The 26225-nt window shown below is 31.2% G+C and carries 20 protein-coding genes, 8 tRNA genes and 1 riboswitch; of the genes, 26 read left to right on the forward strand and 2 right to left on the reverse strand.

Annotated elements, in window-relative coordinates:
- Positions 1–14 precede the first annotated feature (14 nt).
- The 10 genes from coaA (at position 15) to GSH19_RS00905 (ending at position 8645) form a co-directional block, all read left to right on the forward strand.
- Entirely contained in the window at positions 15–938 is a 924-nt protein-coding gene (gene coaA, locus GSH19_RS00860) for a type I pantothenate kinase (RefSeq protein ID WP_237026025.1), read from the forward strand.
- A 78-nt stretch (positions 939–1016) separates the two neighbouring features.
- Positions 1017–1454 carry a CopY/TcrY family copper transport repressor gene (locus GSH19_RS00865; protein ID WP_237026026.1) on the forward strand — a complete coding sequence of 146 codons (438 nt, stop codon included), beginning with the start codon at positions 1017–1019 and terminating at the stop codon, positions 1452–1454.
- Positions 1455–1482: 28 nt separating this feature from the next.
- Positions 1483–3528, forward strand: a complete 2046-nt coding sequence (locus GSH19_RS00870; protein ID WP_237026027.1) for a heavy metal translocating P-type ATPase — start codon at positions 1483–1485, stop codon at positions 3526–3528.
- 104 nt (positions 3529–3632) lie between these two features.
- The gene (locus GSH19_RS00875) at positions 3633–4778 is read left to right on the forward strand and encodes an MFS transporter (RefSeq protein ID WP_237026028.1); all 1146 of its coding nucleotides are present in this window, start codon (positions 3633–3635) and stop codon (positions 4776–4778) included.
- 14 nt (positions 4779–4792) lie between these two features.
- Entirely contained in the window at positions 4793–5668 is an 876-nt protein-coding gene (locus GSH19_RS00880) for an RluA family pseudouridine synthase (protein WP_237026029.1), read from the forward strand.
- Between the two features lie 9 nt (positions 5669–5677).
- A complete protein-coding gene (locus GSH19_RS00885) occupies positions 5678–6391 on the forward strand; it encodes a DUF1003 domain-containing protein (protein WP_370636113.1) in 714 nt (237 codons plus the stop codon).
- Positions 6392–6451: 60 nt separating this feature from the next.
- Positions 6452–6856 (forward strand): hypothetical protein, encoded by a 405-nt coding sequence (locus GSH19_RS00890; RefSeq protein ID WP_237026030.1) that lies wholly within the window; start codon positions 6452–6454, stop codon positions 6854–6856.
- A gap of 1 nt (position 6857) precedes the next feature.
- Positions 6858–7298 carry a nucleoside 2-deoxyribosyltransferase gene (locus GSH19_RS00895; RefSeq protein WP_237026031.1) on the forward strand — a complete coding sequence of 147 codons (441 nt, stop codon included), beginning with the start codon at positions 6858–6860 and terminating at the stop codon, positions 7296–7298.
- Positions 7299–7393: 95 nt separating this feature from the next.
- Entirely contained in the window at positions 7394–8170 is a 777-nt protein-coding gene (locus GSH19_RS00900; RefSeq protein ID WP_237026032.1) for a threonine/serine exporter family protein, read from the forward strand.
- Positions 8171–8183: 13 nt separating this feature from the next.
- Positions 8184–8645, forward strand: coding sequence for a threonine/serine exporter family protein (locus GSH19_RS00905; protein WP_237026033.1), 462 nt, complete (start codon positions 8184–8186; stop codon positions 8643–8645).
- Between the two features lie 13 nt (positions 8646–8658).
- Here GSH19_RS00905 and GSH19_RS00910 read toward each other — a convergent pair whose 3' ends face one another.
- On the reverse strand, positions 8659–9039 hold the full coding sequence (locus GSH19_RS00910) for a DUF1634 domain-containing protein (RefSeq protein ID WP_237026034.1): 381 nt from the start codon (positions 9037–9039) through the stop codon (positions 8659–8661).
- Positions 9036–9884, reverse strand: coding sequence for a sulfite exporter TauE/SafE family protein (locus GSH19_RS00915; protein WP_237026035.1), 849 nt, complete (start codon positions 9882–9884; stop codon positions 9036–9038). The genes GSH19_RS00910 and GSH19_RS00915 overlap by 4 nt, the downstream gene beginning before the upstream one ends.
- A gap of 139 nt (positions 9885–10023) precedes the next feature.
- Between GSH19_RS00915 and GSH19_RS00920 the strand changes: the two genes are divergently transcribed.
- The 16 genes from GSH19_RS00920 to rpoC all read left to right on the forward strand — a co-directional run bounded on the left by GSH19_RS00920 (position 10024) and on the right by rpoC (position 26179).
- Positions 10024–10686, forward strand: a complete 663-nt coding sequence (locus GSH19_RS00920; protein ID WP_237026036.1) for a phosphatase PAP2 family protein — start codon at positions 10024–10026, stop codon at positions 10684–10686.
- A 52-nt stretch (positions 10687–10738) separates the two neighbouring features.
- Positions 10739–10915, forward strand: a riboswitch (Lysine riboswitch).
- A gap of 85 nt (positions 10916–11000) precedes the next feature.
- Entirely contained in the window at positions 11001–12470 is a 1470-nt protein-coding gene (locus tag GSH19_RS00925) for an amino acid permease (RefSeq protein ID WP_237026037.1), read from the forward strand.
- A 19-nt stretch (positions 12471–12489) separates the two neighbouring features.
- A complete protein-coding gene (locus tag GSH19_RS00930; protein ID WP_237026038.1) occupies positions 12490–13122 on the forward strand; it encodes a deoxynucleoside kinase in 633 nt (210 codons plus the stop codon).
- Between the two features lie 281 nt (positions 13123–13403).
- Complete coding sequence (gene serS / locus GSH19_RS00935) at positions 13404–14678, forward strand: serine--tRNA ligase (RefSeq protein WP_237026039.1); 1275 nt, start codon at positions 13404–13406, stop codon at positions 14676–14678.
- Between the two features lie 154 nt (positions 14679–14832).
- Positions 14833–14905, forward strand: a tRNA-Val gene (locus tag GSH19_RS00940).
- 2 nt (positions 14906–14907) lie between these two features.
- Positions 14908–14980 (forward strand) — tRNA-Lys (locus tag GSH19_RS00945).
- A 32-nt stretch (positions 14981–15012) separates the two neighbouring features.
- Positions 15013–15094: transfer RNA gene (locus GSH19_RS00950), tRNA-Leu, on the forward strand.
- 15 nt (positions 15095–15109) lie between these two features.
- Positions 15110–15183: transfer RNA gene (locus GSH19_RS00955), tRNA-Thr, on the forward strand.
- Positions 15184–15187: 4 nt separating this feature from the next.
- Positions 15188–15259 (forward strand) — tRNA-Gly (locus GSH19_RS00960).
- A 25-nt stretch (positions 15260–15284) separates the two neighbouring features.
- Positions 15285–15370 (forward strand) — tRNA-Leu (locus tag GSH19_RS00965).
- Between the two features lie 18 nt (positions 15371–15388).
- Positions 15389–15462: transfer RNA gene (locus GSH19_RS00970), tRNA-Arg, on the forward strand.
- Positions 15463–15467: 5 nt separating this feature from the next.
- A tRNA-Pro gene (locus tag GSH19_RS00975) sits at positions 15468–15541 on the forward strand.
- Positions 15542–15633: 92 nt separating this feature from the next.
- A complete protein-coding gene (locus GSH19_RS00980; protein WP_237026040.1) occupies positions 15634–16146 on the forward strand; it encodes a CtsR family transcriptional regulator in 513 nt (170 codons plus the stop codon).
- A gap of 18 nt (positions 16147–16164) precedes the next feature.
- Positions 16165–18642, forward strand: coding sequence for an ATP-dependent Clp protease ATP-binding subunit (locus GSH19_RS00985; protein WP_237026041.1), 2478 nt, complete (start codon positions 16165–16167; stop codon positions 18640–18642).
- A gap of 248 nt (positions 18643–18890) precedes the next feature.
- Positions 18891–22514 carry a DNA-directed RNA polymerase subunit beta gene (locus GSH19_RS00990; RefSeq protein WP_237026042.1) on the forward strand — a complete coding sequence of 1208 codons (3624 nt, stop codon included), beginning with the start codon at positions 18891–18893 and terminating at the stop codon, positions 22512–22514.
- Between the two features lie 14 nt (positions 22515–22528).
- Positions 22529–26179, forward strand: a complete 3651-nt coding sequence (gene rpoC / locus GSH19_RS00995) for a DNA-directed RNA polymerase subunit beta' (RefSeq protein WP_237026043.1) — start codon at positions 22529–22531, stop codon at positions 26177–26179.
- The last annotated feature ends 46 nt before the right edge of the window (positions 26180–26225 follow it).

Below are 26225 nucleotides of genomic sequence, written 5' to 3' on the forward strand. Positions count from 1 at the left end.
AGATGAGGTAAATCATGGCAGAATTAGATAGTTACAATCGATTTACAAGAACCGAATGGAACCAGTTTGGTTCAGAATATTCAGTGCCTGTCACAGAAGATGTACTTGCAAAATTAAAGGCTTTCAATGATAAAATAACTTTGAAAGATGTTGATGAAATTTATATTCCTTTAATTAATTTATTGAGATTGTCATTTGAAAAATACCAAAATTGGCAAAAAACAAAACAAGATTTTACAAAAGTTGATAAAAAGAAAGTTCCGTTTATTATTGGAATTTCAGGTAGTGTAGCAGTTGGGAAATCAACGACTGCTAGATTATTGCAATATCTTTTGAAAAATTATATGCCTAATTTTAAAACTAATTTAATTACAACTGATGGATTTTTATATCCTTCAAAAATTTTAAAAGAAAAAAATTTGATGAAGAAGAAAGGATTCCCAGAAAGCTATGACATGCAACGATTAGTTGATTTTTTAACCGATGTTAAATTGGGTAAAGATAATGTTAAAGCTCCCATATATTCACATGAAAGTTATGATATTATACCGGATGAATATATTAATATTTCAAATCCAGATATATTGATTATTGAAGGAATTAATACATTACAAATTCCAAAGCATACAAATATTTATGTAAGTGATTTTACTAACTTTTCTATTTATATTGATGCAAAAACTGAAATAATTGAAACTTGGTATTTAGATCGATTCAAGAAATTATTGCAAACTGCATTGAAAAGTCCAGATAATTATTATTATAAGTATGCTGTTGAAGAACCAGAAAAAACATATGAAATGGCTAAAGATGTTTGGCATCGAATAAATTTACCTAATCTGAATGAAAACATTTTACCAACTAGAAGTAGGGCAGATTTGATTATGCATAAATCATTTAATCATGAAATTGATGAAATTTATCTAAAAAAATATTAATAACTTGACAAAACTACATCTGTAAATTATATTGTATTTACAGATGTAGTTTTTATTTTTTTCAAAGGAGCGATAATAATGAGTGAAAAAGAAATTAATAGCATTTCTTCATCCGAATGGGTAGTAATGCGAATCATTTGGTCTTTAGAAAAACCAACAACTAATGAAATTATTAAAGCAGTAAAAAATAAAAAAGATTGGTCAGAATCGACAATAAAAACATTGTTGTCTCGATTAGTGAAAAAGAATTTATTAAGTACTAATAAAGTATCACGTCAATTTATTTATCAACCAGAAGTGGAAGAAAGTGAAGCGATGAATTCAAGTGCACTTAGTCTATTTGATAATATGTGTGCGATGAAAAATGGTCAGGTAATTTCAAATATTATTAATAATACTGAGATTAGTAAAAGTGACTTAAAAGAAATTAAAAGTTTAATTGATAGTAAGTTAGATTCGGCTCCAGAAATGGTTAAATGTGATTGTATTAATTCAAATGAATGTTCACATAATTAATTAGTTAGATAGAAAGGGAGAGTAAAAAATGGATCATAAAATGCATGATATGAAAGATATGGATCACATGGATATGAGTAATCATGGAGATGGTGATTCAACGATGGATATGAATATGGGGAATATGAAATTAAGATTTTGGATATCATTGATTATTGCACTTCCAATTTTCTTTTTATCTCCAATGATGGGAATAAATTTACCTTTTCAATTTGAATTTCCAGGATCAAACTATGTTGTTTTAATTTTATCAACAATTTTATTTTTTTATGGTGGTAAAGTATTTATTCAAGGTGCAATTTATGAGTTAAAAGCAAAATCTCCTGCTATGATGACATTAGTTACAATGGGAATTTCAGTTTCGTATATTTATAGTTTATATTCATTTGTTATGAATAATTATATTAATCCAAGTGGTCATGTAATGGATTTCTTTTGGGAATTAGCAAGTTTAATTATTATTATGATTTTAGGTCATTGGATTGAAATGAATTCAGTAATGAATGCAGGAGATGCAGTTAAGAAAATGCAATCATTACTTCCAAACTCAGCTAAAAAAATTGATCAAGATGGTAAAATTACTGAAATTAAAATTACTGATATTCAAATTAACGATCAATTATTAGTTAAAGCAGGAGAAAAGATTCCAGTTGATTCTAAATTAGTTGAAGGAAGTAGTTCAGTTAATGAATCATTAGTAACTGGAGAATCTCGTGCAATTAATAAAAATGCAGGAGATGAATTAATTGGTGGTTCAATTAATGGTGATGGAACACTTAAAGTTGAAGCAACTGCTAAATCAGATGAAGGATACTTATCTAAAGTAATGGATTTAGTTGAATCAGCTCAAAAAGATAAGTCTTCAGCACAATCGCTTGCAGATCAAGTTTCTAAATGGTTATTTTATGGAGCTTTAATCGTTGGAATTATTGCTTTAATTGTTTGGACAATTATTAGTGGCGTTTCTGGTGGAATGGAAAGATTTGTAACTGTACTGGTAATTGCTTGCCCCCATGCTTTAGGCCTTGCTGTTCCAATGGTAACTGCAAAAAGTACGGAAATAGCTGCGACAAATGGATTGTTGATTAGGAATCGAAAAGCAACTGAAAGTATGAATCAATTAGAATATATTTTTATGGATAAAACAGGAACTTTAACTCAAGGTGAATTTAAGCTAAACAGAGTTGAGTCTCTAAATGATAAATATTCAAATGATGATATTTTAAAGATTGCAGCAGGAATTGAAGGTGACTCATCTCATCCATTAGCTACTGGGATTTTAAATGCTATTAATCAAAATAATTTAGAGCCAATGAAAATGGATCAAACAAGCACTCTTAAAGGTACTGGGATGATTGGTAATGTTGCTAATGATAAGTATTTAATTGTTAACGCAAAATATTTAGATAAAAATAATTATCAATATGATAAAGAGTTATTTAATGAAATAGCTGGACAGGGAAACTCGGTTAGTTACTTGCTTAAAAATCAAGAAGTAATTGGAGTTTTAGGTCAAGGTGATCTATTAAGACCTGAATCTAAGCAAATGGTTCAAAAATTAAAGAGCATGAACATTATTCCAGTTATGTTAACTGGTGATAATCAATTAACTGCAGAAAAAATTTCTCAACAATTAGGAGGAATCGAATATAAATCAAATTTACTTCCTGAAGATAAAGAGAAAATTATTAAAGAGTATAAAGAAAATAATCATAAGGTAATGATGGTTGGTGATGGAGTCAATGATGCACCAAGTTTATCAAGAGCAGATATTGGAGTTGCAATTGGAGCTGGAACTGATGTTGCAATTAGTTCAGCAGACGCAGTTTTAGTTAAAAGTAACCCAAGTGATATTATTAATTTAATTGAATTATCAATTTCAACTAATAAGAAAATGAAACAAAATCTATGGTGGGGAGCTGGATATAATTTAGTAGCAATTCCTTTAGCCGCAGGTATTTTGGCACCAATCGGATTTATATTACCACCATCAGTAGGGGCAATATTAATGTCATTGTCGACTGTAATTGTTGCAATTAATGCAGAAACCCTTCATATTAAAAAGAATGTTTAAGAAGACATTCTTTTTTTTTTATTTTTAATTAGTTAGAATAAAAGTGATTAATTAAAGGGAGGTAGTCGACAATTAAAAATTTAAAGAAGCAAAAATTATCAATAATGCAAATAGCCTTATTATCAATTTCGTTAGTCTTAGCAACATCTTTATCAGTTTCGGCTGTTGTTCCTAAATGGAGTAGTGCCTTTCCAAATTTTTCACATTCAAGTATTGAAATATTAGTTACAGGACCATCGTTAGCTGTAATTTTTTTATTATTTTTTACGGATGAACTTGCTGATTATTTTGGTACAAAAAAGGTATTAATTACTGGGTTATTAATTTATGGATTTTTTGGAACACTTCCAATAATAATTACTAATTATTGGTTATTATTATTTAGTCGAATCATGTTGGGAGTTGGATTAGGATTAATAAATGGATTAGCTGTTAGTTTGATTGGAACTTTTTATGATGGAGAAGTTAAAGACAGATTAATGGGGTTTCGTAGTGGTTTTGAGATGTTAGGTAATGCTATTTGTTCTTATTTAGCTGGATTTTTATTAGTTATTAGTAATTGGCATAGTATTTTTCTTGTTTATTGTATTGCTTTTCCAATTTGTATTTTGGTTTGGAAATACTTACCAGAACCAGAAAAAAATGAAGCAGAACCAAAAATTAGTTTTATCAAAAAAATTAAACAAATTAGTCCCGATTTAATTTATCTTTCAATTATTATAGCTTTATATCAAGTTACATATGTTGGATCTACAGTAAGAATTTCAGAATTTGTTTTACAGCAACATTTAGGTACGGTTAATGATGCCGCCTTTATTATTTCAGTTGCACCATTTGCTGGATTAATTGGGGGAATTTTATTTAGTAGAATATTTAAAGTATTTAAAAAATATATTTTTGCAATAACTTTATTGGCAAGTGGTATTGGACAAATGATTGTTGCTAATTCAAAAAGCTTTATGATGTCAGCAGTTGGGATGTTCTTAATAACTTTTTTGGATACAATTTTTGTTTCATTTATTTTAAATCAAGCTAATCAAATTAAAAATAAAAATTCAATTCATTTTAATACATCTATTTTGTTAGTTGGAAGTAATGTTGGTATTTTTATTGCACCAATTTTATTAGGATTTATTACTGATATTTTTAATATTTCTGCACCAATAAATTCTTATTTACTTTGTGGTTATTCATTAATTATTTGTGGATTTATTTCACTTTTGTTCGTTAAAAGATTTAATAATAAATAGGAAAAGGATAAAACATGATTTTTAAATGGAAAAGTAAGTCAAAACAAAGTGTTTCATTAAAGCAATTTATGTTACAAAAAGGTTTTAGTGTCAGACTTTATAATGAACTTAAAAATAATGCTAATAGTTTTAAAATTAATAATAAAATAGAAAATGCTGATATAAAGATTGATGAACATGATTTAGTTGAAATTATGTTACCGAATGAGGAGTCAGATGATAATGTTGTATCTAGTGATAGTCCACTTGAAATTATCTTTGAAAATGATAACTGGCTTGTAGTAAATAAAAGAGCAGGAACCACTTCAGTACCTGGTCCGAGTAATCGAGATGATACACTAGTTAATCAAATTAAAGGTCATTTGATTAAACAAAATAGTAATAATTTAAAACCTCATATTATTACTAGATTGGATCGATTTACTAGTGGAGTGGTTTTGGTTGCTAAAAATCGTTTATCCAATAGTATTGCTAATCAAGAATTAGCTAATAAAGAAATTAATAAAACATATTTAGTAGTGGTGAATGGTTTGATGGAGAAAAATCATGGATTGATTAATTTTCCAATTGGTAAAAATGAAGACGAAATCAGAAGGCATAAAAAAGATGATGGACAAAATGCTTTAACAGAATATTGGGTTAAAGGTTACAAAAATAAAACAACAATTCTTGAAATAAAACTTCATACAGGTCGAACTCATCAAATTAGAGTGCACATGGCAGAATCAAATCATCCATTATTAGGTGATCAATTATATGATGGCCCATTAAACTTAGGGATTAATCGTCAGGCCTTACATGCTAAAACAATAAGCTTTTACGATAAATTAGATGATTGTGTAAGAACTTTTGAAGCTCCAATACCAGATGATATGTTAAAAATAATGTGAGGATATTTTATGAAAAATAAAGATAAAATTTGTTGTATTGTTGATGATGAAGTTTTAAATCTTGACGAAGGAATCATCTTGAATGCATTAAATACTGAAATTAAAGGAATGATTAAAAAAGATTATAAAAAAGCTACAATTGATAGTTTTATTTGTAATCGTCATTTGCTTGATTATGAATTACAACAAGTTAATCGAATGATTAAAAGTGATGCTAAGCAAAGTGCTAAAATAAATCGAAAGTTAACTAAAGCAATGAGTAATGAAGAATATGAAATTACAGATGTTAATAAGGTTATGAAAGAGAAATTAACTTTTGGTCAAAAAATATCTGATTCTGTTGCTCGTTTTGGTGGTAGTTGGACGTTTATTTTAATATTTACTTTTGTACTTATTACTTGGATGTTGGTTAATGGTTTGGGGTTATTTGGAATTAAATTTGATGAGTATCCATATATTCTTTTAAATTTATTTTTAAGTTGTGTGGCTGCTATACAAGCTCCAATTATTATGATGAGTCAAAATCGTTCTGCTGATTTAGATCGAATGAATGCGGAAAATGATTATCATGTTAGTTTGAAAACGGAACATGAATTAAGAATTTTACATGCTAAGTTAGATCATTTAACTCAAAATCAATTACCTCATGATTTAGAAATTGAAAAAATGCAATTGAAAATTCTTGGCGAATTAAGAGATGAAATCAATAAATTAAAAAAATGATACTGATATTTTTATTATTTTGATATAATCAAAATAGTTATTTAAAAGGAGCATTAATGTATGGAAGATGGGATTCAACTTGGTAATGAAGCATTTAATAAAATGTTATTTATCTTGAATAGTGAAATTACAGAAAAAAATCATCGATACTATAAGTACGATGATGAAGAAATGCAAGAAATTGCGGAAGATGTTTGGGCGATGCCCGCTTTCATGAAAGAAGATGTTGATTTTACGTTGTTTTTTATCATTACTAAAATATCAACTGGTGAAACGACAGTGGCTTTTTCAAAAGGTGAATTAAGTGATGGTGACTTTCAATTAAGTCAACCATTTCTAACTGGTGAAGGCTTAAATATGTTATATCAACATAGTCAAAAAGATGCTGAAAAGGTTCTTCATTTTATAAATCAAATTTCAAAAGCAAATGAAGGACAGTGGCGTATGGTAGAAGGGGAAGAATAAAATGGCTCAAATTTATTTAGCAAGTCCGTTTTTTAATGAAGATCAAATTACAAGAATTGAAAAAGTTGAAAAGGCATTGGAAGAAAATAGTACTGTTAAGTCAGTTTTTTCTCCAAGAAAAGATGATGTTTCTGAATATGAAGAATTTTCTAAAGAGTGGGCTAAAGTGGTATACAAACATGATATTACTAATGTTGAAGAAGCCGATTATGTAGTTGCTGTTTTAGATTTTGTGGGCGATAATGTCGATAGTGGAACAGCTTATGAGATTGGTGCTGCAGTTCAAATGGGTAAACCAGTTATCATATTTCATGAAAATGATCATCCAGTTAATTTAATGATTTCAGAAAGCTTGCATGCTTATATTAAAGATTTTGATGATTTAAAAAATTATGATTTCAATACTTTACCAAGTAGTGAATATAATGGAAAAATGTTTTAAAGAGAGGGAACTCTCTTTTTTATTTTCATAATTTAATTATATTAAGAGCTATCGATGGCTATGTTATACTGATAATGTTGAGAGGAGTGCCGCAATTGGACTTAAGAAATAATTTAGAACATGGCAGTAAAGAATATAATAAATTAGTTGTTAATATTTGTTTATTAGCTAGCCGTATTTTGATTGAAAATGGATCTGAAATGAGTCGTGTAACAGATACAATAAATCATATTGCAAAAAATGCAGATGTTAAAGACTTGAGATCATATGTAACGATTACTGGAATTATGCTTTCTGTTGGTGGAGTCGATGCTCAAATTATGGAAGTTAATAAGCGTGCTTATGATTTAAGAAAAATTGCGGCTGTTAATTATTATTCTCGTCAGTTTGCTGAGGGAAAAATTTCAATTACACATTTTTATTATTTACTTAGTAAAATTGATAATTTGGTTACTTATTTTCCATTTTGGATGAAAATGGTAGCTGCTGCATTACTTTCAGGAGCAATTGAAATTGTATTTCAAGGCAATTTTGTAGTTGCTTTGCAAACCTCAATTATTGGGATGCTTGGATGGACACTTTTTGTATTACTTAATAAAATAATAAAAGTTGAATTTGTTAATGAATTTACTTCAGCTGTTGTAATTGGTGTTTTGGCACTGTTAACAGTTAAATTAGGATTAGGCAATAGTGCTGATGATATTATTATTGGAGCTGTTATGCCATTAGTTCCAGGAGTACAAATAACCAATGCGGTTAGAGATTTGATGTCTGGTAATTTAATTAGTGGCCCTGCTAGAGGAATTGAAGCAATTATCGGAGCATGTGCATTGGGATTTGGAGTTGCATTATCATTAAATTGGTTTGGTTAGAGGTGAGAATATAATGTTAAGTATTTTTATTAAAATAATCGGAGTATATATAGCAACATTATGTTTTGGTATTCTAATTAATGTGCAACCACGATCCTTAAATTTATGTGCTGTGGTTGGAGTGCTCGGATACTTGTCTTATGTTGTTAATAATATGATATTTGGCGGATATATTTCTGGAAGCTTTGCAGGAGCAATTGCAATCGGTGTATTTGGAATGATTGCAGCAAGATACAAGAAGACTCCTGTTATTGTCTTTAGTATACCTGGATTAGTTCCTTTAGTTCCGGGAGGACAAGCATATCAAGTTATGAAAAATATTGCATTAGGTAATACATCATTGGCTCTTTCATATTTGAACCAAGTGATGATGATTGCAGGAGCAATTGCATTGGGATTTTTATTCGCTGAATTGATCATTCAAGTTTATAATCGAATTGAAAAATATATTAAATTAAAAAAACTAGAGCAATAGTGCTCTAGTTTTTTTAGTGTTCAATACCAATTATAAAACTAATAATTAAGATAATTAATACAAAGACTGTAATATAAACATATAAATAGTCTTTTTCTTTATAAAATGAATAAATTGATACCACAACTCTGAGGACTGGTGTAAGTATTAATAATAAAAGACCTAGCATCATAATTGCATATGGTTTAAAGTTTATTATTCCATTTATTAATTCACTAATCGAATTATAATGAAAACTTTCAGTATATCCAGTTGATCCCATAATTACATACATAATCAATCCTATAATCATTACAATTGAAGAAATTATGACACCATATCTTAATATTTTTCCAATTGTAGTTTCAATTTGTTCCATTTCTTGACTGGTTGCTTTTTTTTCATTATTGGTCATGATAATAAGTTCACCCCAAATCCTTTAAGAATCATTTGTAAACCTAAATATATAATAATTGGGATGAAAATAATTCTAATTAATCTAGGAGTCATTTTTTGCATTAAACGTGCTCCAATGGCTGAACCAAATATGATTCCTAATGCCATTGGAATAGCTACTTCAGGTAAGATTGATCCATTGAAAAAATAAATTGTTGCACTAGCAGAAGCAGTAACTCCCATCATTAAATTACTGGTTGAACTAGATGGCTTTAATGGCATTTTCATAATAGAGTCCATTGCAATAACTTTAAATGAACCAGAACCAATTCCAAGCAATCCACTCGCAAGACCAGCACCAAACATCATGGATGCTCCTCCTGGAACATTTTGAATTTTATAATTAATTGTTTGATTTGAATTTTTATCATAATACGAACTATTAAGTTTTAATTTTTCCGCTAATTTATCGTCTTTATCACTAATTTCATCTTTTTGTTTTTTTAATTTTTTAATCATATTAAACCCAGAATAAAAAAGTAATAATCCAAATAAAACGTAAAGAAATACGGGATTAAAAAGACCAGTTAATAAAGCACCTGCAATTGCACCAGTTGTAGTTGCAATTTCTAAAAACATGGCTACTCTTAAATTTAAAATATTATCTTTTAAATAAGCAATTGTTGACCCAGAGCTTGTTGCAATAACTGCAATAATACTGGCTCCAATTGCATATTTTATGTCTAAACCGAAACCAATTGTTAAAATTGGAGTAATGATCATACCGCCGCCAATTCCGAGGATTGAGCCTAAAATTCCTACGAAGATTCCAACTAGTAGCATGATTAATAGTGAATAAATCATCATAAGGTCTCCTTTTATATTTATATTCACATTTTAAACTATATTTTTAAAATTTGATAATGATTTTGTTAATTACAACCATTGTTTTATAAATATTATGATATACTTTTCACTACATATTAATCGGAGGTAATTTTAAATGATTGAAAGAGACATTAGTCGTCCGTTTAGATTTATTTTTTCTGTAATTCTAACAATTGTCTTAGCGGTTGCTGTAAAAATAAATGCAGGATATCTAAATTTTTTAGATTCTTCTGTTAGAGGAACACTTCAGAGTCATCATTCTAATTTTCAAGATATCTTATATAAGTCTATTAGTTTTATAGCAAGTCCTAAAATGACGCTACTGTGGGTTTTTATAATTGCATTTATTTTATGGGGATTTAAGTTTAAACTACCAGCAGTATTTTCAATTGGACTAGTTTTAGGTGGAGATTTTATTGGCTTTATTCTTAAAGAAATTATTCAAAGACCAAGACCAACATTACATTTACCATCTGATGATGGATATAGTTTTCCAAGTGGACATACATTAGGATTTGTATTATTGGCTGCAGTGTTTTGGGTAGTTATTATTCCATTGATAAAAAAACAATTTACTAGATTTATTCTTAAATTGTTTGTTTTGATTTTGGTTATTTTAGTAATGATTTCAAGAATTTATTTAAGTGCACATTTCCCATCTGATACTGTTGCTGCATTTTTAGTTGCTTATGCATGGTTGCAGTTTAGTAAAGCATTTTATATTAGACATTCAAGAAAAATGAGTCAGATGAAAATATTTAGAAACTCGTATTTTTAATTTGTAATAATTAATTAAATTAGTTATAATCTAATCTGAAATTAAATAAAAAATTTAAAGAAGAGGCGCATTTCACATTAGTAAAATTTATGAAATGGAATTACATTTATGATTAAATTTAAAAGGGTGCATTGCCGAAATCAGTTGATTTAATTCAATTAATTGGTTGGGTCTTGATTTAATAAATCAAGGACTGTCGCATTTTTTAATGCGAGGAGCTTTTATTATCAATTTTATCTCTTGATACCCTCTCTTTTTGGAGGGTATTTTTTTATTTTGATACAGGCTTTTTTCTGAATTTAAGGAGGATTTTTATGTCTGCAAAAAAGAATGAAAATGCAGCAACTGAAGTAAAAAGAGAATTGAAATCAAGACATATTTCGATGATTGCACTAGGTGGTTGTATTGGAACAGGGTTATTTGTAACGAGTGGTGCAACAATTCATGATGCTGGTCCTGGTGGAGCGTTAATCGCATATATTTTGATGGGAGCAATGGTTTACTTCTTAATGACTAGTTTAGGTGAAATGGCAACAAATATGCCTGTTTCAGGCTCATTTTCAGTCTATTCTGCTAAATATGTTGATCCTGCGCTAGGATTTGCGATGGGATGGAACTATTGGTTTAACTGGGCAATTACTGTAGCAGTTGATATTTCTACAGCTGCGTTAGTTATGAAATTTTGGTTACCGGATGTACCAATGTGGATTTGGAGTGCAATTGCTTTAGGTTTAATTTTTTCTATCAATATTATGTCTGTTTCTGCTTTTGGTGAAACAGAATTTTGGATGTCTTTAATTAAAGTAGTGACAATTATAATCTTTTTAGTTGTTGGAGTTTTAACAATTTTAGGAATTATGGGTGGTCATGCAGTCGGGTTTAGTAATTTCACTTATAAACAAGCTCCATTTGTTGGTGGAATTCCTGCGATTATATCAGTCTTTGTAGTTGCTGGATTTTCATTCCAAGGAACTGAATTGGTTGGAATTACAGCTGGAGAAACTGAAGATCCACATAAAAGTGTTCCAAAAGCAATTCATGAAGTATTTTGGCGTATTATTTTATTTTATATTTTTACGATTGTTATAATTGCAGCGATTATTCCATATACTTCTCCAGATTTATTAGGTTCTAGTGAATCTAATGTGGCAATTTCGCCATTTACAATTGTTTTTCAAAGAGCTGGATTAGCTGGTGCAGCAAGTATAATGAATGCTGTTATTTTAACTTCAGTAATTTCTTCTGCAAATTCTGGAATGTATGCATCAACTAGAATGCTATATTCAATGGCCGATTCTAAGGATGAAAAATATGCTCCTAAAATATTTGCTAAAACATCCAAAAATGGAATTCCTATTTATGCTTTATTAGCTACAACATTAGTTTCATTATTAACTTTCCTTACAAGTTTTATTGGACCTAAAATTTATATGTGGTTAGTTGCAGCATCTGGTTTGACTGGATTTATTGCTTGGATGGGAATTGCAATTTCACACTATCGCTTTAGAAAAGCTTTTGTAAAACAAGGACATCAATTAAATGAACTTAAGTATCATGCAAAATGGTTCCCATTGGGTCCAATCTTAGCTTTGTTGTTAAGTTTGGTTGTGATAGCTGGTCAGAACGTAAATGCATTTGCTAATTTCAATTTATTCGAAATTGCGATAACATATATGAGTGTCCCACTAGTGGTTATTTTATATTTAGGATACAAATTTATTAAAAAGACTAAAGTTGTACCACTTGATGAAGTTGATGTGTCACCAAGTAAGGTAGAAAAATAGACAAATAGGAGTTTTTATTATGATCGTCCTTTCAGGTACAATTGGTGCCGGCAAAACATCATTAACTAATTTTTTAACTGACCATCTTAATTCAACTGGATTTTATGAATCAGTGGATGATAATGAAATATTGCCTTTATTTTATAAAGATCCAAAAAAATATGCTTTTTTATTACAAATCTATTTTTTAAATAAAAGATTAGATGCAATTAAAGAGGCAAATGGTAATCATTTTAATGTAATGGATCGTTCAATATATGAAGATTCACTACTGTTTCATTCTAATGCTGATTTAGGGCGAGCTACTGAAGTTGAGGTAGATACTTATGATTCATTGCTAGATAATATGATGGAACAATTAGAAAATTCCAATTATCAAAAGAATCCAGATTTACTTATCTATATCGATATTTCATTCGAAACAATGTTATCAAGAATAAAGAAAAGGGGTCGTTCTTTTGAACAAATTGATAATGACCCAAGTCTTTACGATTATTATAAAACTTTGAATAGTCGCTATAGTGAATGGTTTGATAATTACAATTATTCACCTAAATTAAAAATTGATGGTGATAAATATGATTTTGTTGAAGATTCTGAAGCAAAAGAACAAGTTATAAAAATGATTGATGATAAGTTAAAGACAATTTAAGATAATTTGGTTGTTATTTGATTTTAAATGTAATAGTATTAATTACAAATAGAAAAACAATATGTGCCAAAGTAGATTTTCAGAGAAGTAGCGGTTAGTGAAAGCTATTAAGTCGAAATTCCAGTACATTAATTCAATGGGCAGTTAATCCTGCACGGTTAATAACCGTTACCAATTATACGAGGGCTTATTTAGTTAAGAACTTGGGTGGTACCGCGAAAAGACATTCGTCCCAATTATTGTGGATGAGTGTCTTTTTTATTATAAGGAGGAAAATAAATATGTTAGATATGAAAATGATTCGACAAAATGTAGAATATGTAAAAGAAAAGTTAGCAACAAGAAACGTTGATGCTAGTACAATTGATGAACTAATAAGTTTAGATGAAAAAAGAAGAGATTTAATTGTAAATACTGAAAAATTAAAAGCTGAAAGAAATGAAGTTTCAGATAAAATTTCTCAATTAAAAAGAAATAAAGAAAATGCTGATGAACAAATTACTAGAATGAGAGAAGTTGGACAACAAATAAAAGATTTTGATGCTCAATTATTAGAAGTTAAAGAAAAACAAAACAATATTGAAACTCATCTTCCTAACATTCCAGCTGATGATGTACCAGTTAGTTTAACTGAAGAAGGCTCAATTGAATTAAGAAAAATTGGAGAACCAAGAAATTTTGAGTTCAAACCAAAAGCTCATTATGAAATTGGAGAAGATTTAAATATTCTTGATTTTCAAAGAGGAGCTAAAGTTTCTGGATCAAGATTTTTATATTATGTTGGAAAAGGTGCAATGCTTGAAAGAGCAATTTATAATTACTATCTAGATCGAAATGATGCAGCTGGATACACTGAAGTGATTCCACCTTATATGGTTAATTCAGAATCGATGTTTGGTACAGGTCAATTTCCAAAATTCAAAGAAACTCAAGCCGGTTTTGAAATCAAAGATACAGATTTGACAATGATTCCAACTGCTGAAGTTCCATTGGTTAATTATTATCGCGATGAAATATTATCTGATGAACAACTACCAACCAAATTCACTGCGTTATCACCAGCTTTTAGATCTGAAGCAGGAAGTGCTGGTAAAGATACTCGAGGACTAATTAGACTACATCAATTTAATAAAGTTGAAATGGTTCAATTTACTAAACCAGAAGATTCATGGAATGCTTTGGAAGAAATTACAGCACATGCTGAAAGTTTATTAAAAGAATTAGAAATTCCTTATCATGTTATCGAATTAACAACTTCAGATATGAGTTTTACAGCAGCTAAAACATATGATTTAGAAGTATGGATGCCAGAGCAAAATCGTTATCGTGAAATTTCGAGTTGTTCAAATACATTAGATTTTCAAGCAAGAAGATCACATATTCAATATCGTGATGAAAATGATCAATTACAATATGTTCATACACTAAATGGTTCTGGATTAGCTGTAGGTAGAACAGTTGCTGCAATTTTAGAAAACTATCAAAATGAAGATGGTTCAGTTAATGTTCCTAAAGTTTTACAACCATATATGAATGGATTAGAAAAAATTCAATAAATTGAAAAAAAGTATAGCTTTTTAAATATGTTTAAGATATAATAATTAATGTACTTCAGAAGAGGTTGTTAATAACGTTTTGAAAAGTTGTTGACAGTAAAGTTTTTATTTGTTACTATTAAGTAGTTGCGTTGATATATGTAACTACTTCAATGGGGGATTAGCTCAGTTGGGAGAGCATCTGCCTTACAAGCAGGAGGTCACAGGTTCGAGCCCTGTATCCCCCATTGAGCCGTTAGCTCAGCCGGTAGAGCATCTGACTTTTAATCAGAGGGTCGGCAGTTCGAACCTGCCACGGCTCATTGCCAGAGTAATTAAATAAAAACTTTTTCATGCGGGCATGGCGGAACTGGCAGACGCGCTAGATTTAGGTTCTAGTGTCTTAGGACGTGGGGGTTCGAATCCCTTTGCCCGCATTGTTTCATTTTTTTGCCGACTTAGCTCAGTTGGCTAGAGCGCATCACTAGTAATGATGAGGTCGGGCGTTCGAATCGTCTAGTCGGCATATTGCGGAAGTAGCTCAGGGGTAGAGCACAACCTTGCCATGGTTGGGGTCGCGGGTTCGAATCCCGTCTTCCGCTTTTTTTGTTTATATTATATTAGTTTGCCGGGGTGGCGGAATTGGCAGACGCACAGGACTTAAAATCCTGCGGTTAGTGATAACCGTACCGGTTCGATCCCGGTCCTCGGCATTTTTTCATATTATATATGCACCTATAGCGCAACTGGATAGAGTGTCTGACTACGAATCAGAAGGTTGTAGGTTCGAGTCCTACTAGGTGCATTTTTCGGGAAGTGGCTCAGCTTGGTAGAGCACCTGGTTTGGGACCAGGGGGTCGCAGGTTCGAATCCTGTCTTCCCGATAGTATATAAAATCGGAATTAGAATTTATTCTAATCCGATTTTTTTGTTTATTAAGCATTTATGCTTTTCTTTTTTTATCTTTCTTTGTATAATGAATGTCAACATTAGTCAAAGTTGGGGTGAGTTATCTATTATGGAAGGTAAAAATGCTTCTGAGGTAATTGAAAATTATTTAAAGAGCCTTTTCGAAAATGATGACTGTGAATGGATTGAAATATGTAGGTCTGATGTCGCTGATTTATTTGATGTTGTACCTTCTCAAATAAATTATGTGATTAAGACAAGATTTTCCATTCAAAACGGATACTTAGTTAAAAGTAAACGTGGAGGAGGAGGGTACATCAAGATTGAAAAAGTTAATATAGTAGATAATTTTTCATTTCTTGATGATTTGATACAATATGTTGGAAATTCGATTTCGCAACAAGAGAGTTTCAAAATTTTGCAAACTTTATTTAATAATCAATTAATAACTAATCGTGAAAAAACACTATTATCTGTTAGTTTAGATAAAAGAATTTTTTCAAAAGAACCAATTGATGAGAATAAGATAAGAGCAAAAATTTTGATTTCTATAATTGAAAGATTAAAATATGAATGTTAAATAGAGGAGGAATTTTTAATGGATAATTTGTATACTCCTAGTGCGCAAAATGTTTTGAATATTGCACAAGTTCAAGCGAGATTTTTTAAACATCAATCGGTTGGAACAGAACATATTCTATTGGCGCTAACAATTGAAAAAAGTGGTGTTGCTTACTCAACAATCCAACAATTAGCTTTAACTCAGGATGATGTAAGAGATGAGATTGAAACACTTGTTGGTTATGGTAATTTAGATGCTGATAAAGACACTTATTTACAATTTTCACCAAAAACTAAAGAGTCATTAATGCTTGCTAATGACCTATCAAAAAAATTGGGTTCTAACCGAGTTGGAACTGAACATTTACTTTTAGCTATTACAGCTGATAGAAATACTTTTGCTTCAAAAATACTTGTAGCATTAGGTATTGATGGCGATAAAATTAGTCAAGTTATGCTAAGAAAAATGGGTGTCCCAGAAATTTTCAAGAGTGTAAATGCAACTGAAAGTAATAATGGAAACCAAGATAGTACTTCAACTCTAGACGAATTTGCTAGAGATTTGAATAAAATGGCACGTGATAATCATTTGGATCCAATTATTGGTCGTGATAAGGAAATTAAGCGTGCAATTCAAATTTTAAGTCGTAGAACCAAAAATAATCCGGTTTTAATTGGTGAACCTGGTGTAGGTAAAACTGCGATTGCTGAAGGACTAGCCCAAAAAATTATTAATAAATTGGTACCAAGTGACATGCTTAATAAAAGAGTTATGATGCTTGATATGGGTAGTTTAATTGCAGGAACAAAATATCGTGGTGAATTTGAAAATAGATTGAAAAAAATCATTCAAGAAATTAAAGATAGTGGAGACGTTATCTTGTTCATCGATGAATTGCATACATTGATTGGTGCTGGTGGTGCTGAAGGCGCAATTGATGCGGCTAATATTTTAAAACCAGCATTAGCTCGTGGTGAAGTTCAATTAATTGGTGCTACAACACTAGATGAATATCAGAAGAATATTGAAAGTGATGCTGCATTAGAAAGAAGATTTGCAACTATTACGGTTGATGAACCAACCGTTGATCAAGCAAAACAAATCCTTTCTGGGTTACGTACTAAATATGAACAACATCATCAAGTTAAAATTACTGATGAAGCAATTGAAAGTGCAGTTGATTTATCTAATAGGTATATTACTGAAAGATTTTTACCAGATAAGGCAATTGATTTAATGGATGAAGCTGCTGCAAAGGTAAGAATCGAGAGCTTAGATACTAATGATAAACTACCTAAAATGGAGTCTGAATTAAACGAAATCATCGATGAAAAGGAAACTGCAATTAATGAACAAAGATTTGATGATGCAATTGAGATTAGACAAAAAGAAGCACAACTTAGAACTGATATTAATGATTTAAATAAATCAAATAGTTTAGATAAAAAAGATAACAAAGCAAAATTAACCCTTAAAGAAACAAGTGAAGATGTAGCTAAGATTGTTTCTGAATGGACTGGAATTCCAGTTACTAATTTAAAAGCTAATGATGCAAAGAAATTGGTTAATCTTGAGAAGACACTTCATAAAAATGTTATTGGACAAGATGAAGCTGTTACTGCAGTGGCGAAATCTATTAGACGTTCAAGAAGTGGAATTAAAGATCCTAATCGACCAATTGGTTCATTTATTTTCCTTGGACCAACTGGGGTTGGTAAGACAGAGCTTGCTAAAGAACTTTCAAAAGAAATGTTTGGATCACAAGATGATTTAATTAGAGTTGATATGTCTGAATATATGGAAAAATATTCAACTAGTCGATTAGTTGGTTCAGCACCAGGATATGTTGGATATGATGAAGGTGGACAATTAACTGAAAAAGTTAGAAAGAAACCTTATTCAGTTGTTTTATTTGATGAAATTGAAAAAGCTCATCCAGATGTATTTAATTTATTATTACAAGTTTTAGATGATGGTTATATAACAGATTCTAAAGGACGCAAAGTTGATTTTAGAAATACTGTAATTATTATGACTTCTAATTTAGGTGCAACAGTGTTGCGTGATAAGAAAACAGTTGGTTTCGGATCAGAAGAAGAAACTGAGAGTTATGATGCTATGAAGTCAACAATTCAAGAGCAAATGAAGAAATACTTTAAACCTGAATTTTTAAATCGAATTGATGAAACAATTATTTTCCATTCATTAAATAAAGATGAATTACATCAAATTGTTAAATTAATGACTAAAGATTTAATTAAAAGAATTGAAGAAAAAGGAATTAAAGTTAAATTAACTTCATCCGCAATTGATTTAATTGCTGAAAAAGGATATCAACCAGAATATGGTGCTCGTCCTATTCGTCGTACAATTCAAAATGAATTGGAAGATGAACTTAGTGAAAAAATTCTTGCAGGTGAATTTAAATCAGGTGATAGTATCACAATTGGTGCCAAAAAAGGATCAATTACCATGGCAATTAGTAATCAAAAAGAAAAAGTTTCGATTAAATAAAAGAGTGATTTTAATCACTCTTTTTTATTTGACATTAATTTTTAAAACAAGTATACTTAAAAAGTATTTATTTTGAATTGAATGGATCTTTACAATCTATTGTCTGTAAAGGTCCTTTATATGGAACCAAAAATGAGAAAAATATTGTCATTTTTGGATTTTTTTTGCTTAAAAATCAATTATTTAGTTAAATAATCGTGTTTTGTAAGCAAATTGTAATATTTCAATTCTTTGAATTTTTAGGAGAGGTGAATAACTTGGCAGGACAAATTGTTAATTTCGGAAAACACAGAACTCGTAGAAGTTATGCCAGAATCAAGAAGATCTTGGACTTACCAAATTTAATTGAAGTTCAAACAAATTCTTATAACTGGTTCTTAGATCAAGGTCTAAGAGAAATGTTTAAAGACATCATGCCAATTGATGATTTTCAAGGTAAGCTTTCATTAGACTTTGTTGATTATCAATTATTAGAACCAAAATATACTGTTGATGAGGCTAAAGATCATGAAGCCAATTACTCAGCACCATTACACGTTACTTTAAAATTAACTAATCATGAAACTGGTGAAATTAAAACTCAAGATGTATTCTTTGGTGATTTCCCATTGATGACAGATCAAGGTACTTTTATTATTAATGGAGCTGAAAGAGTTATTGTTTCACAATTAGTACGTTCTCCAGGAGCTTACTATAGTTCAGAACCCGATAAGAATGGTAGAAATATTTTTGGTGCAACAATTATTCCTAACCGTGGTGCATGGATGGAATTTGAAAATGATGCAAAAAATGTTTCTCACGTAAGAATTGATAGAACAAGAAAATTACCATTAACTGAACTAGTTCGTGCATTAGGATTTGGTTCTGATGATGAAATTGTTGATATTTTTGGTAATACTAATGATAGTCTTGCATTAACAATTGAAAAAGATGTTCACAAAAATGCTGAAGATTCACGAGTTGAAGAATCACTAAAAGATATTTATGAAAGACTTCGTCCAGGAGAACCTAAAACTGCTGATTCATCAAGAAACTTATTAACTACAAGATTCTTTGATCCTAAACGCTATGATATGGCTCCTGTTGGAAGATACAAAACCGATAAAAAATTAAACTTAAAACATCGTTTACTTGGTTTAACATTGGCTGAAACATTAGCTGATCCAGAAACTGGAGAAATTATTGCTAAAAAAGATGATGTAATTGATCGTGATTTATTGAAGACTTTAAGTGGCTACTTAGATAATCATGAATTTAAATCATACACATTTAATCCTTCTGAAGAAGCTGTAGTTACTGAACCAGTATCTGTTCAAATCATTAAAGTATATTCTGAAAAGGATCCTGAAAAAGTCGTTTCAATGATTGGAAACAATAATGAGGATCGCACTTATAAACATATTACTGTTTCAGATATTTTTGCTGAAATCAATTACTTCTTAAACTTACAAGAAGGAATTGGAGTTACTGATGATATTGACCATTTAGGTAATCGTCGTGTTAGATCAGTTGGTGAATTATTACAAAATCAATTTAGAATTGGTCTTTCAAGAATGGAACGTGTGGTACGTGAAAGAATGTCAATTCAAGAAATTTCTACAGTTACTCCACAACAATTGATTAATATTCGTCCAGTTGTTGCATCTGTTAAAGAATTCTTTGGTTCTTCACAATTGTCTCAATTCATGGATCAAACTAATCCACTTGGTGAATTAACTCATAAACGTCGTCTTTCAGCCCTTGGACCTGGTGGTATTACCAGAGATCGTGCTGGATATGAAGTTCGTGATGTTAACTATACCCACTATGGTCGTATCTGTCCGATTGAAACTCCCGAAGGTCCAAATATTGGATTGATAAATAGTTTATCTAGTTATGCACGTGTTAATGAATATGGATTCATTGAATCACCATATCGTCGTGTTGATTGGGAGACTCATAAAGTTACTGATAAAATTGATTACCTTACTGCTGATGATGAAGATAATTTCGTTATTGCACAAGCTAACTCAATTTTAAATGAAGATGGTACATTTGCTAATGACACAGTAATGGCTCGTGATAAGTCTGAATATGTTGATACAAATGTTCAAAATGTTGATTACATGGATGTTTCACCTAAACAAGTAGTTGCTGTTGCAACTGCATGTATTCCTTTCTTGGAAAATGATGATTCTAACCGTGCTCTAATGGGTGCTAACATGCAACGTCAAGCAGTTCCATTGATTCAACCACATGCTCCACTTGTTGGTACTGGGATTGAATATAAAGCTGCACATGACTCTGGAGTTGCAAAAGTTGCTAAATACTCTGGAATAGTTGAATATGTTGATGCTGATGAAATTCGCGTTAGACGTGATGACGATGCATTAGACACTTACAAATTAATGAAATTCCAACGTTCTAATGGTGGAAAGAACTATAATCAAACACCAATTGTTCATGTTAATGATCGTGTAGATGCTGATGAAATTTTAGCTGATGGTCCTGCAATGGAAAGTGGAGAACTTGCTTTAGGACAAAATCCAGTTGTTGCTTTCATGACTTGGCAAGGTTATAACTTTGAAGATGCTATTGGTATTAATGAAAGATTAGTTAAAGAAGATGTTTATACTTCAATTCATATTGAAGAATATGAATCTGAAACTAGAGATACTAAATTAGGACCTGAGGAAATGACAAGGGAAATTCCTAATGTTGGAGAAGATTCTCTTAAAGATCTTGATGAAGATGGAATTATCCGTGTGGGTGCTGAAGTTCATGATGGTGATATTTTAGTTGGTAAAGTTACTCCAAAAGGGGTTACAGAATTATCATCTGAAGAAAGATTATTACACGCCATTTTTGGTGAAAAAGCTCGTGAAGTAAGAGATACTTCTCTTAAGGTACCTCATGGATCAGATGGAATTGTTCAAGATGTAAAAGTATTTACAAGAGAAAATGGTGATGAATTATCACCAGGTATTAATAAATTAGTTCGTGTTTATATTGCTCAAAAACGTAAACTTCAAGTTGGAGACAAGATGGCCGGACGTCATGGTAATAAAGGTACTGTTTCAATTGTTATTCCACAAGAAGACATGCCATACTTACCAGATGGTACTCCAGTTGATATTTTATTAAGTCCCATGGGTGTTCCTTCACGTATGAATATTGGACAAGTTATTGAACTTCATTTAGGTATGGCTGCTAGAAAACTTGGTATCCATGTTGCTAGTCCAGTATTTGATGGTGCACGAGATGAAGATGTTTGGGATGCAGTTAAAGAAGCCGGAATGGATTCAGACGGTAAGAGTGTAGTTTATGATGGTCGTACTGGTGAACCTTTTGATAAGAAAATAGCTGTTGGTGTTATGAATTATCTTAAACTTAACCATATGTCTGAAGATAAAATTCATGCTAGAGCAATTGGACCTTACTCATTAGTTACTCAACAACCTCTTGGAGGAAAAGCTCAATTTGGTGGTCAAAGATTTGGTGAAATGGAAGTTTGGGCTCTTGAGGCTTATGGAGCAGCTCACACATTACAAGAGATCTTAACTTACAAATCTGATGATGTTGTTGGACGTGTTAAAACTTATGAAGCAATTGTTAAAGGTGAACCAATTCCAAAACCAGGTGTTCCAGAATCATTCCGAGTACTTGTTAAAGAATTACAAGCATTAGGTCTAAATATGGAAGTATTGGATTCAAACCAAAATAATATTGATTTACGTGATATTGATGAAAGTGATGAAAATGACGTTGTTAACGTTAATGCTTTAAGTCAATTAAATGAAAATAAAGATGAAAATACCCAAGATAAAAATGAAACACAAGAAACAGTAGATCATAATTTGAATTCTTCTGATAATGATAGTAATAACGAATAAAGGGGGTATCTTCAATGGTTGATGTTAATAAATTTAATAGTATGCAAATTGGTTTAGCCTCACCAGAGACAATGCGTAGCTGGTCATTTGGTGAAGTTAAAAAACCAGAAACTATTAACTATCGAACTTTAAAACCAGAAAAAGATGGTTTGTTTGATGAAAGAATTTTCGGTCCCACAAAAGACTGGGAATGTGCGTGTGGAAAATATAAACGTATTAGATATAAAGGAATCGTTTGTGACCGTTGTGGAGTTGAAGTTACAAGAGCTAAAGTACGTCGTGAAAGAATGGGGCATATTGAACTAGCTGCTCCAGTAACTCACATTTGGTACTTTAAAGGAATCCCAAGTCGTATGGGATTAGTATTGGACATGAGTCCAAGAGCACTTGAAGAAATTATTTACTTTGCTTCATATGTTGTTACTGATCCAGGTAATACACCAATGGAACCAAAGCAACTATTAGCAGAACAAGATTATCGTGATAAGAAGCGTGAATATGGTAATCGTTTTGAAGCTAAAGTTGGTGCAGAAGCAATTAGAACTTTACTTGATAATGTTGATATTGAAAAAGAAGTTGATGAACTTAAGACTGAACTTAAAAAGGCTACTGGTCAAAAGAGAACAAGAGCTGTTCGTCGTCTAGATATTTTAGAAGCTTTCTTAACATCAGGTAATAAATTGTCATGGATGGTAATGGATGCAATTCCTGTTATTCCACCTGATTTAAGACCAATGGTTCAACTAGAAGGTGGCCGTTTTGCTACTTCTGATTTGAATGATTTATACCGTCGTGTAATTAATAGAAATAATCGTTTAAAACGTTTACTTGATTTAAATGCACCTGGTATTATCGTACAAAATGAAAAACGTATGCTACAAGAAGCAGTTGATGCATTAGTTGATAATGGTCGTCGTGGTCGTCCAGTTGCTGGTCCTGGTAACCGTCCATTGAAATCACTTTCTCACTTATTAAAAGGTAAGCAAGGTCGTTTCAGACAAAACTTACTTGGTAAACGTGTTGATTATTCTGGACGTTCAGTTATTGATGTAGGTCCTAATTTACAAATGAGTCAAATGGGACTTCCAGTGCAAATGGCCTTAGAATTATTTAAACCATTTGTAATGCATGAATTGGTTAAACGTGATTTAGCTTCAAATATTAAAAATGCTAAGCGTCAAATCGAAAGACAAGATGATTCAGTATTTGAAGTATTAGAAGATACCATTAAAGAACATCCAGTTCTATTGAACCGTGCACCTACACTTCATAGACTTGGTATTCAAGCTTTCGAACCAGTTTTAGTTAGTGGTAAATCAATGCGTCTTCATCCATTAGTTTGTGCAGCTTATAATGCCGATTTTGATGGAGACCAAATGGCAATTCACGTTCCATTATCAGATGAAGCGCAAGCAGAAGCACGTCTTCTTATGTTAGCTGCTGGTCATATTCTTGCTCCAAGAGATGGTAAACCAGTTGTTACACCATCACAAGATATGGTTATTGGTAACTACTATCTAACAATGGAAGAAGAAAACCGTGAAGGTGAAGGAATGATCTTTAATGATCCTGATGAAGTTAAAATGTCATATAGTGACGGATTAACTCATTGGCATTCAAGAATTGGTATTAAAGCTAGTGCTTATGAAAATAAACCATTCACTGAAGATCAAAAAGATAAAATTCTTGTTACTACAGTTGGAAAAGTTATTTTTAACCAAATCCTACCTGAAAAACTTGTTTACTTGAATGAGCCAACATCAACCAACCTTAATGGTTATGTTCCAGATAAATTTTTCTTAGAAAAAGGTCAAGATATTAATGATTATCTAGCTAATGCTGAAATCATTTATCCATTTAATAAGGGATTCTTAAGTGATATTATTGCTGAAGTTTACAATCAATATAAAGTTACTGAAACTTCTCTATTATTAGATAGAATTAAGGATTTAGGTAATGATAAATCAACTAAGTCTGGATTAACAGTTGGTATTACTGATATTACTAACTTAACTGAAAAGCCAGAAATTATTGAAAAAGCTCATAAGCAAGTAAATACAATCACTAAACAGTTCCGTCGTGGATTGATTACTAATCAAGAAAGATATGAACGTGTTGTTGGTGTATGGAATGATGCAAAAGATGAAATTCAAAATAAATTAATGGTAAGTTTTGATCCTCAAAACCCAATCTTTATGATGAGTGATTCTGGAGCTCGTGGTAATATCTCTAACTTTACTCAATTAGCTGGTATGCGTGGATTGATGGCATCACCTAGTGGTGAAATTATGGAACTACCAATTACTTCTAATTTCCGTGAAGGACTCTCTGTCTTAGAAATGTTTATTTCAACCCATGGTGCCCGTAAAGGTATGACTGATACAGCCTTGAAGACTGCCAACTCTGGTTACTTAACTAGACGTTTAGTTGATGTTGCACAAGATGTAATCATTCGTGAAAAAGATTGTGGAACTGATCGTGGATTAGTTGTTAGTGCTTTAACAGAAGGTAATGAAGTTATCGAATCATTATATGACCGTATTTTAGGTCGTACTGCAATGAAGACAGTTAAAGTACCAAATACTGATGAAATCATTGTTAAGAAAAATGAAATGATTGATGAAGAAAAAGCACAAAAAATCATTGATGCTGATATCGAATCAGTTTCAATAAGATCTGCATTTACTTGTAACGCTGTTCATGGAGTATGTGAAAGATGTTATGGTAGAAACTTAGCTACTGGTGATGAAGTTGAAGTTGGAGAAGCTGTTGGTACAGTTGCTGCACAATCAATTGGAGAACCAGGTACTCAGTTAACTATGAGAAACTTCCATACTGGTGGTGTTGCTGGTAATGCCGATATTACTCAAGGACTTCCTCGTGTTCAAGAAATTGTTGAAGCTAGAAATCCAAAAGGTAAAGCTGTTATTTCTGAAGTTACCGGTATTGTTGAATTAATTGAAGAAAATCCTGCTGAAGGTGTCAAAGAAGTTACTATTAAAGGTGACGCCGACACTAGAACTTATAAGGTTCCAATTAATGCAAGAATGAAAGTAGCAGAAGGTGATACTTTACATCGTGGTAATTCTATCGATGAAGGTTCAATTGATCCAAAAGAAATGCTTAAAGTTCGTGACGTATTATCAGTTGAAACATACTTGTTAGGTGAAATTCAAAAAGTTTACCGTCGACAAGGTGTAGAAGTTTCAGATAAGCATGCTGAAATTATGGTAAGACAAATGTTACGTAAGGTTAGAATCATGGATCCTGGTGATACAGACATTCTTCCTGGTACTTTATTAGATATTAATGAATTTAAGGAAAGAAACAAGAATGCAATTGTTTCCGGACAAATTCCTGCTACTGCAAGACCTGTTCTTCTTGGTATTACTAAAGCTGCACTTGAAACCAACAGTTTCTTATCAGCTGCTTCATTCCAAGAAACAACTCGTGTATTAACCGATGCTGCTATTCGTGGTAAAGTTGATCCTCTTGTCGGACTTAAAGAAAATGTTATTATTGGTAAATTACTTCCAGCTGGTACAGGTGTTTCACAATATGAAAATATTAAGCCTGAAGAAGTTGTTAGTGCTAATCCAAGTGGAGTTTATTCTATTGGAGATCTTGAAAAGAAGATGGAAGAAGAAGACTCAAATAATAAGTAACAATAAAAAAGACCCTTTAATTTTTAAATTAAAGGGTCTTTTTTGG

This window comes from Lactobacillus sp. S2-2 (genome assembly GCF_021698855.1).
In the GTDB taxonomy this organism is placed as follows: domain Bacteria; phylum Bacillota; class Bacilli; order Lactobacillales; family Lactobacillaceae; genus Fructilactobacillus.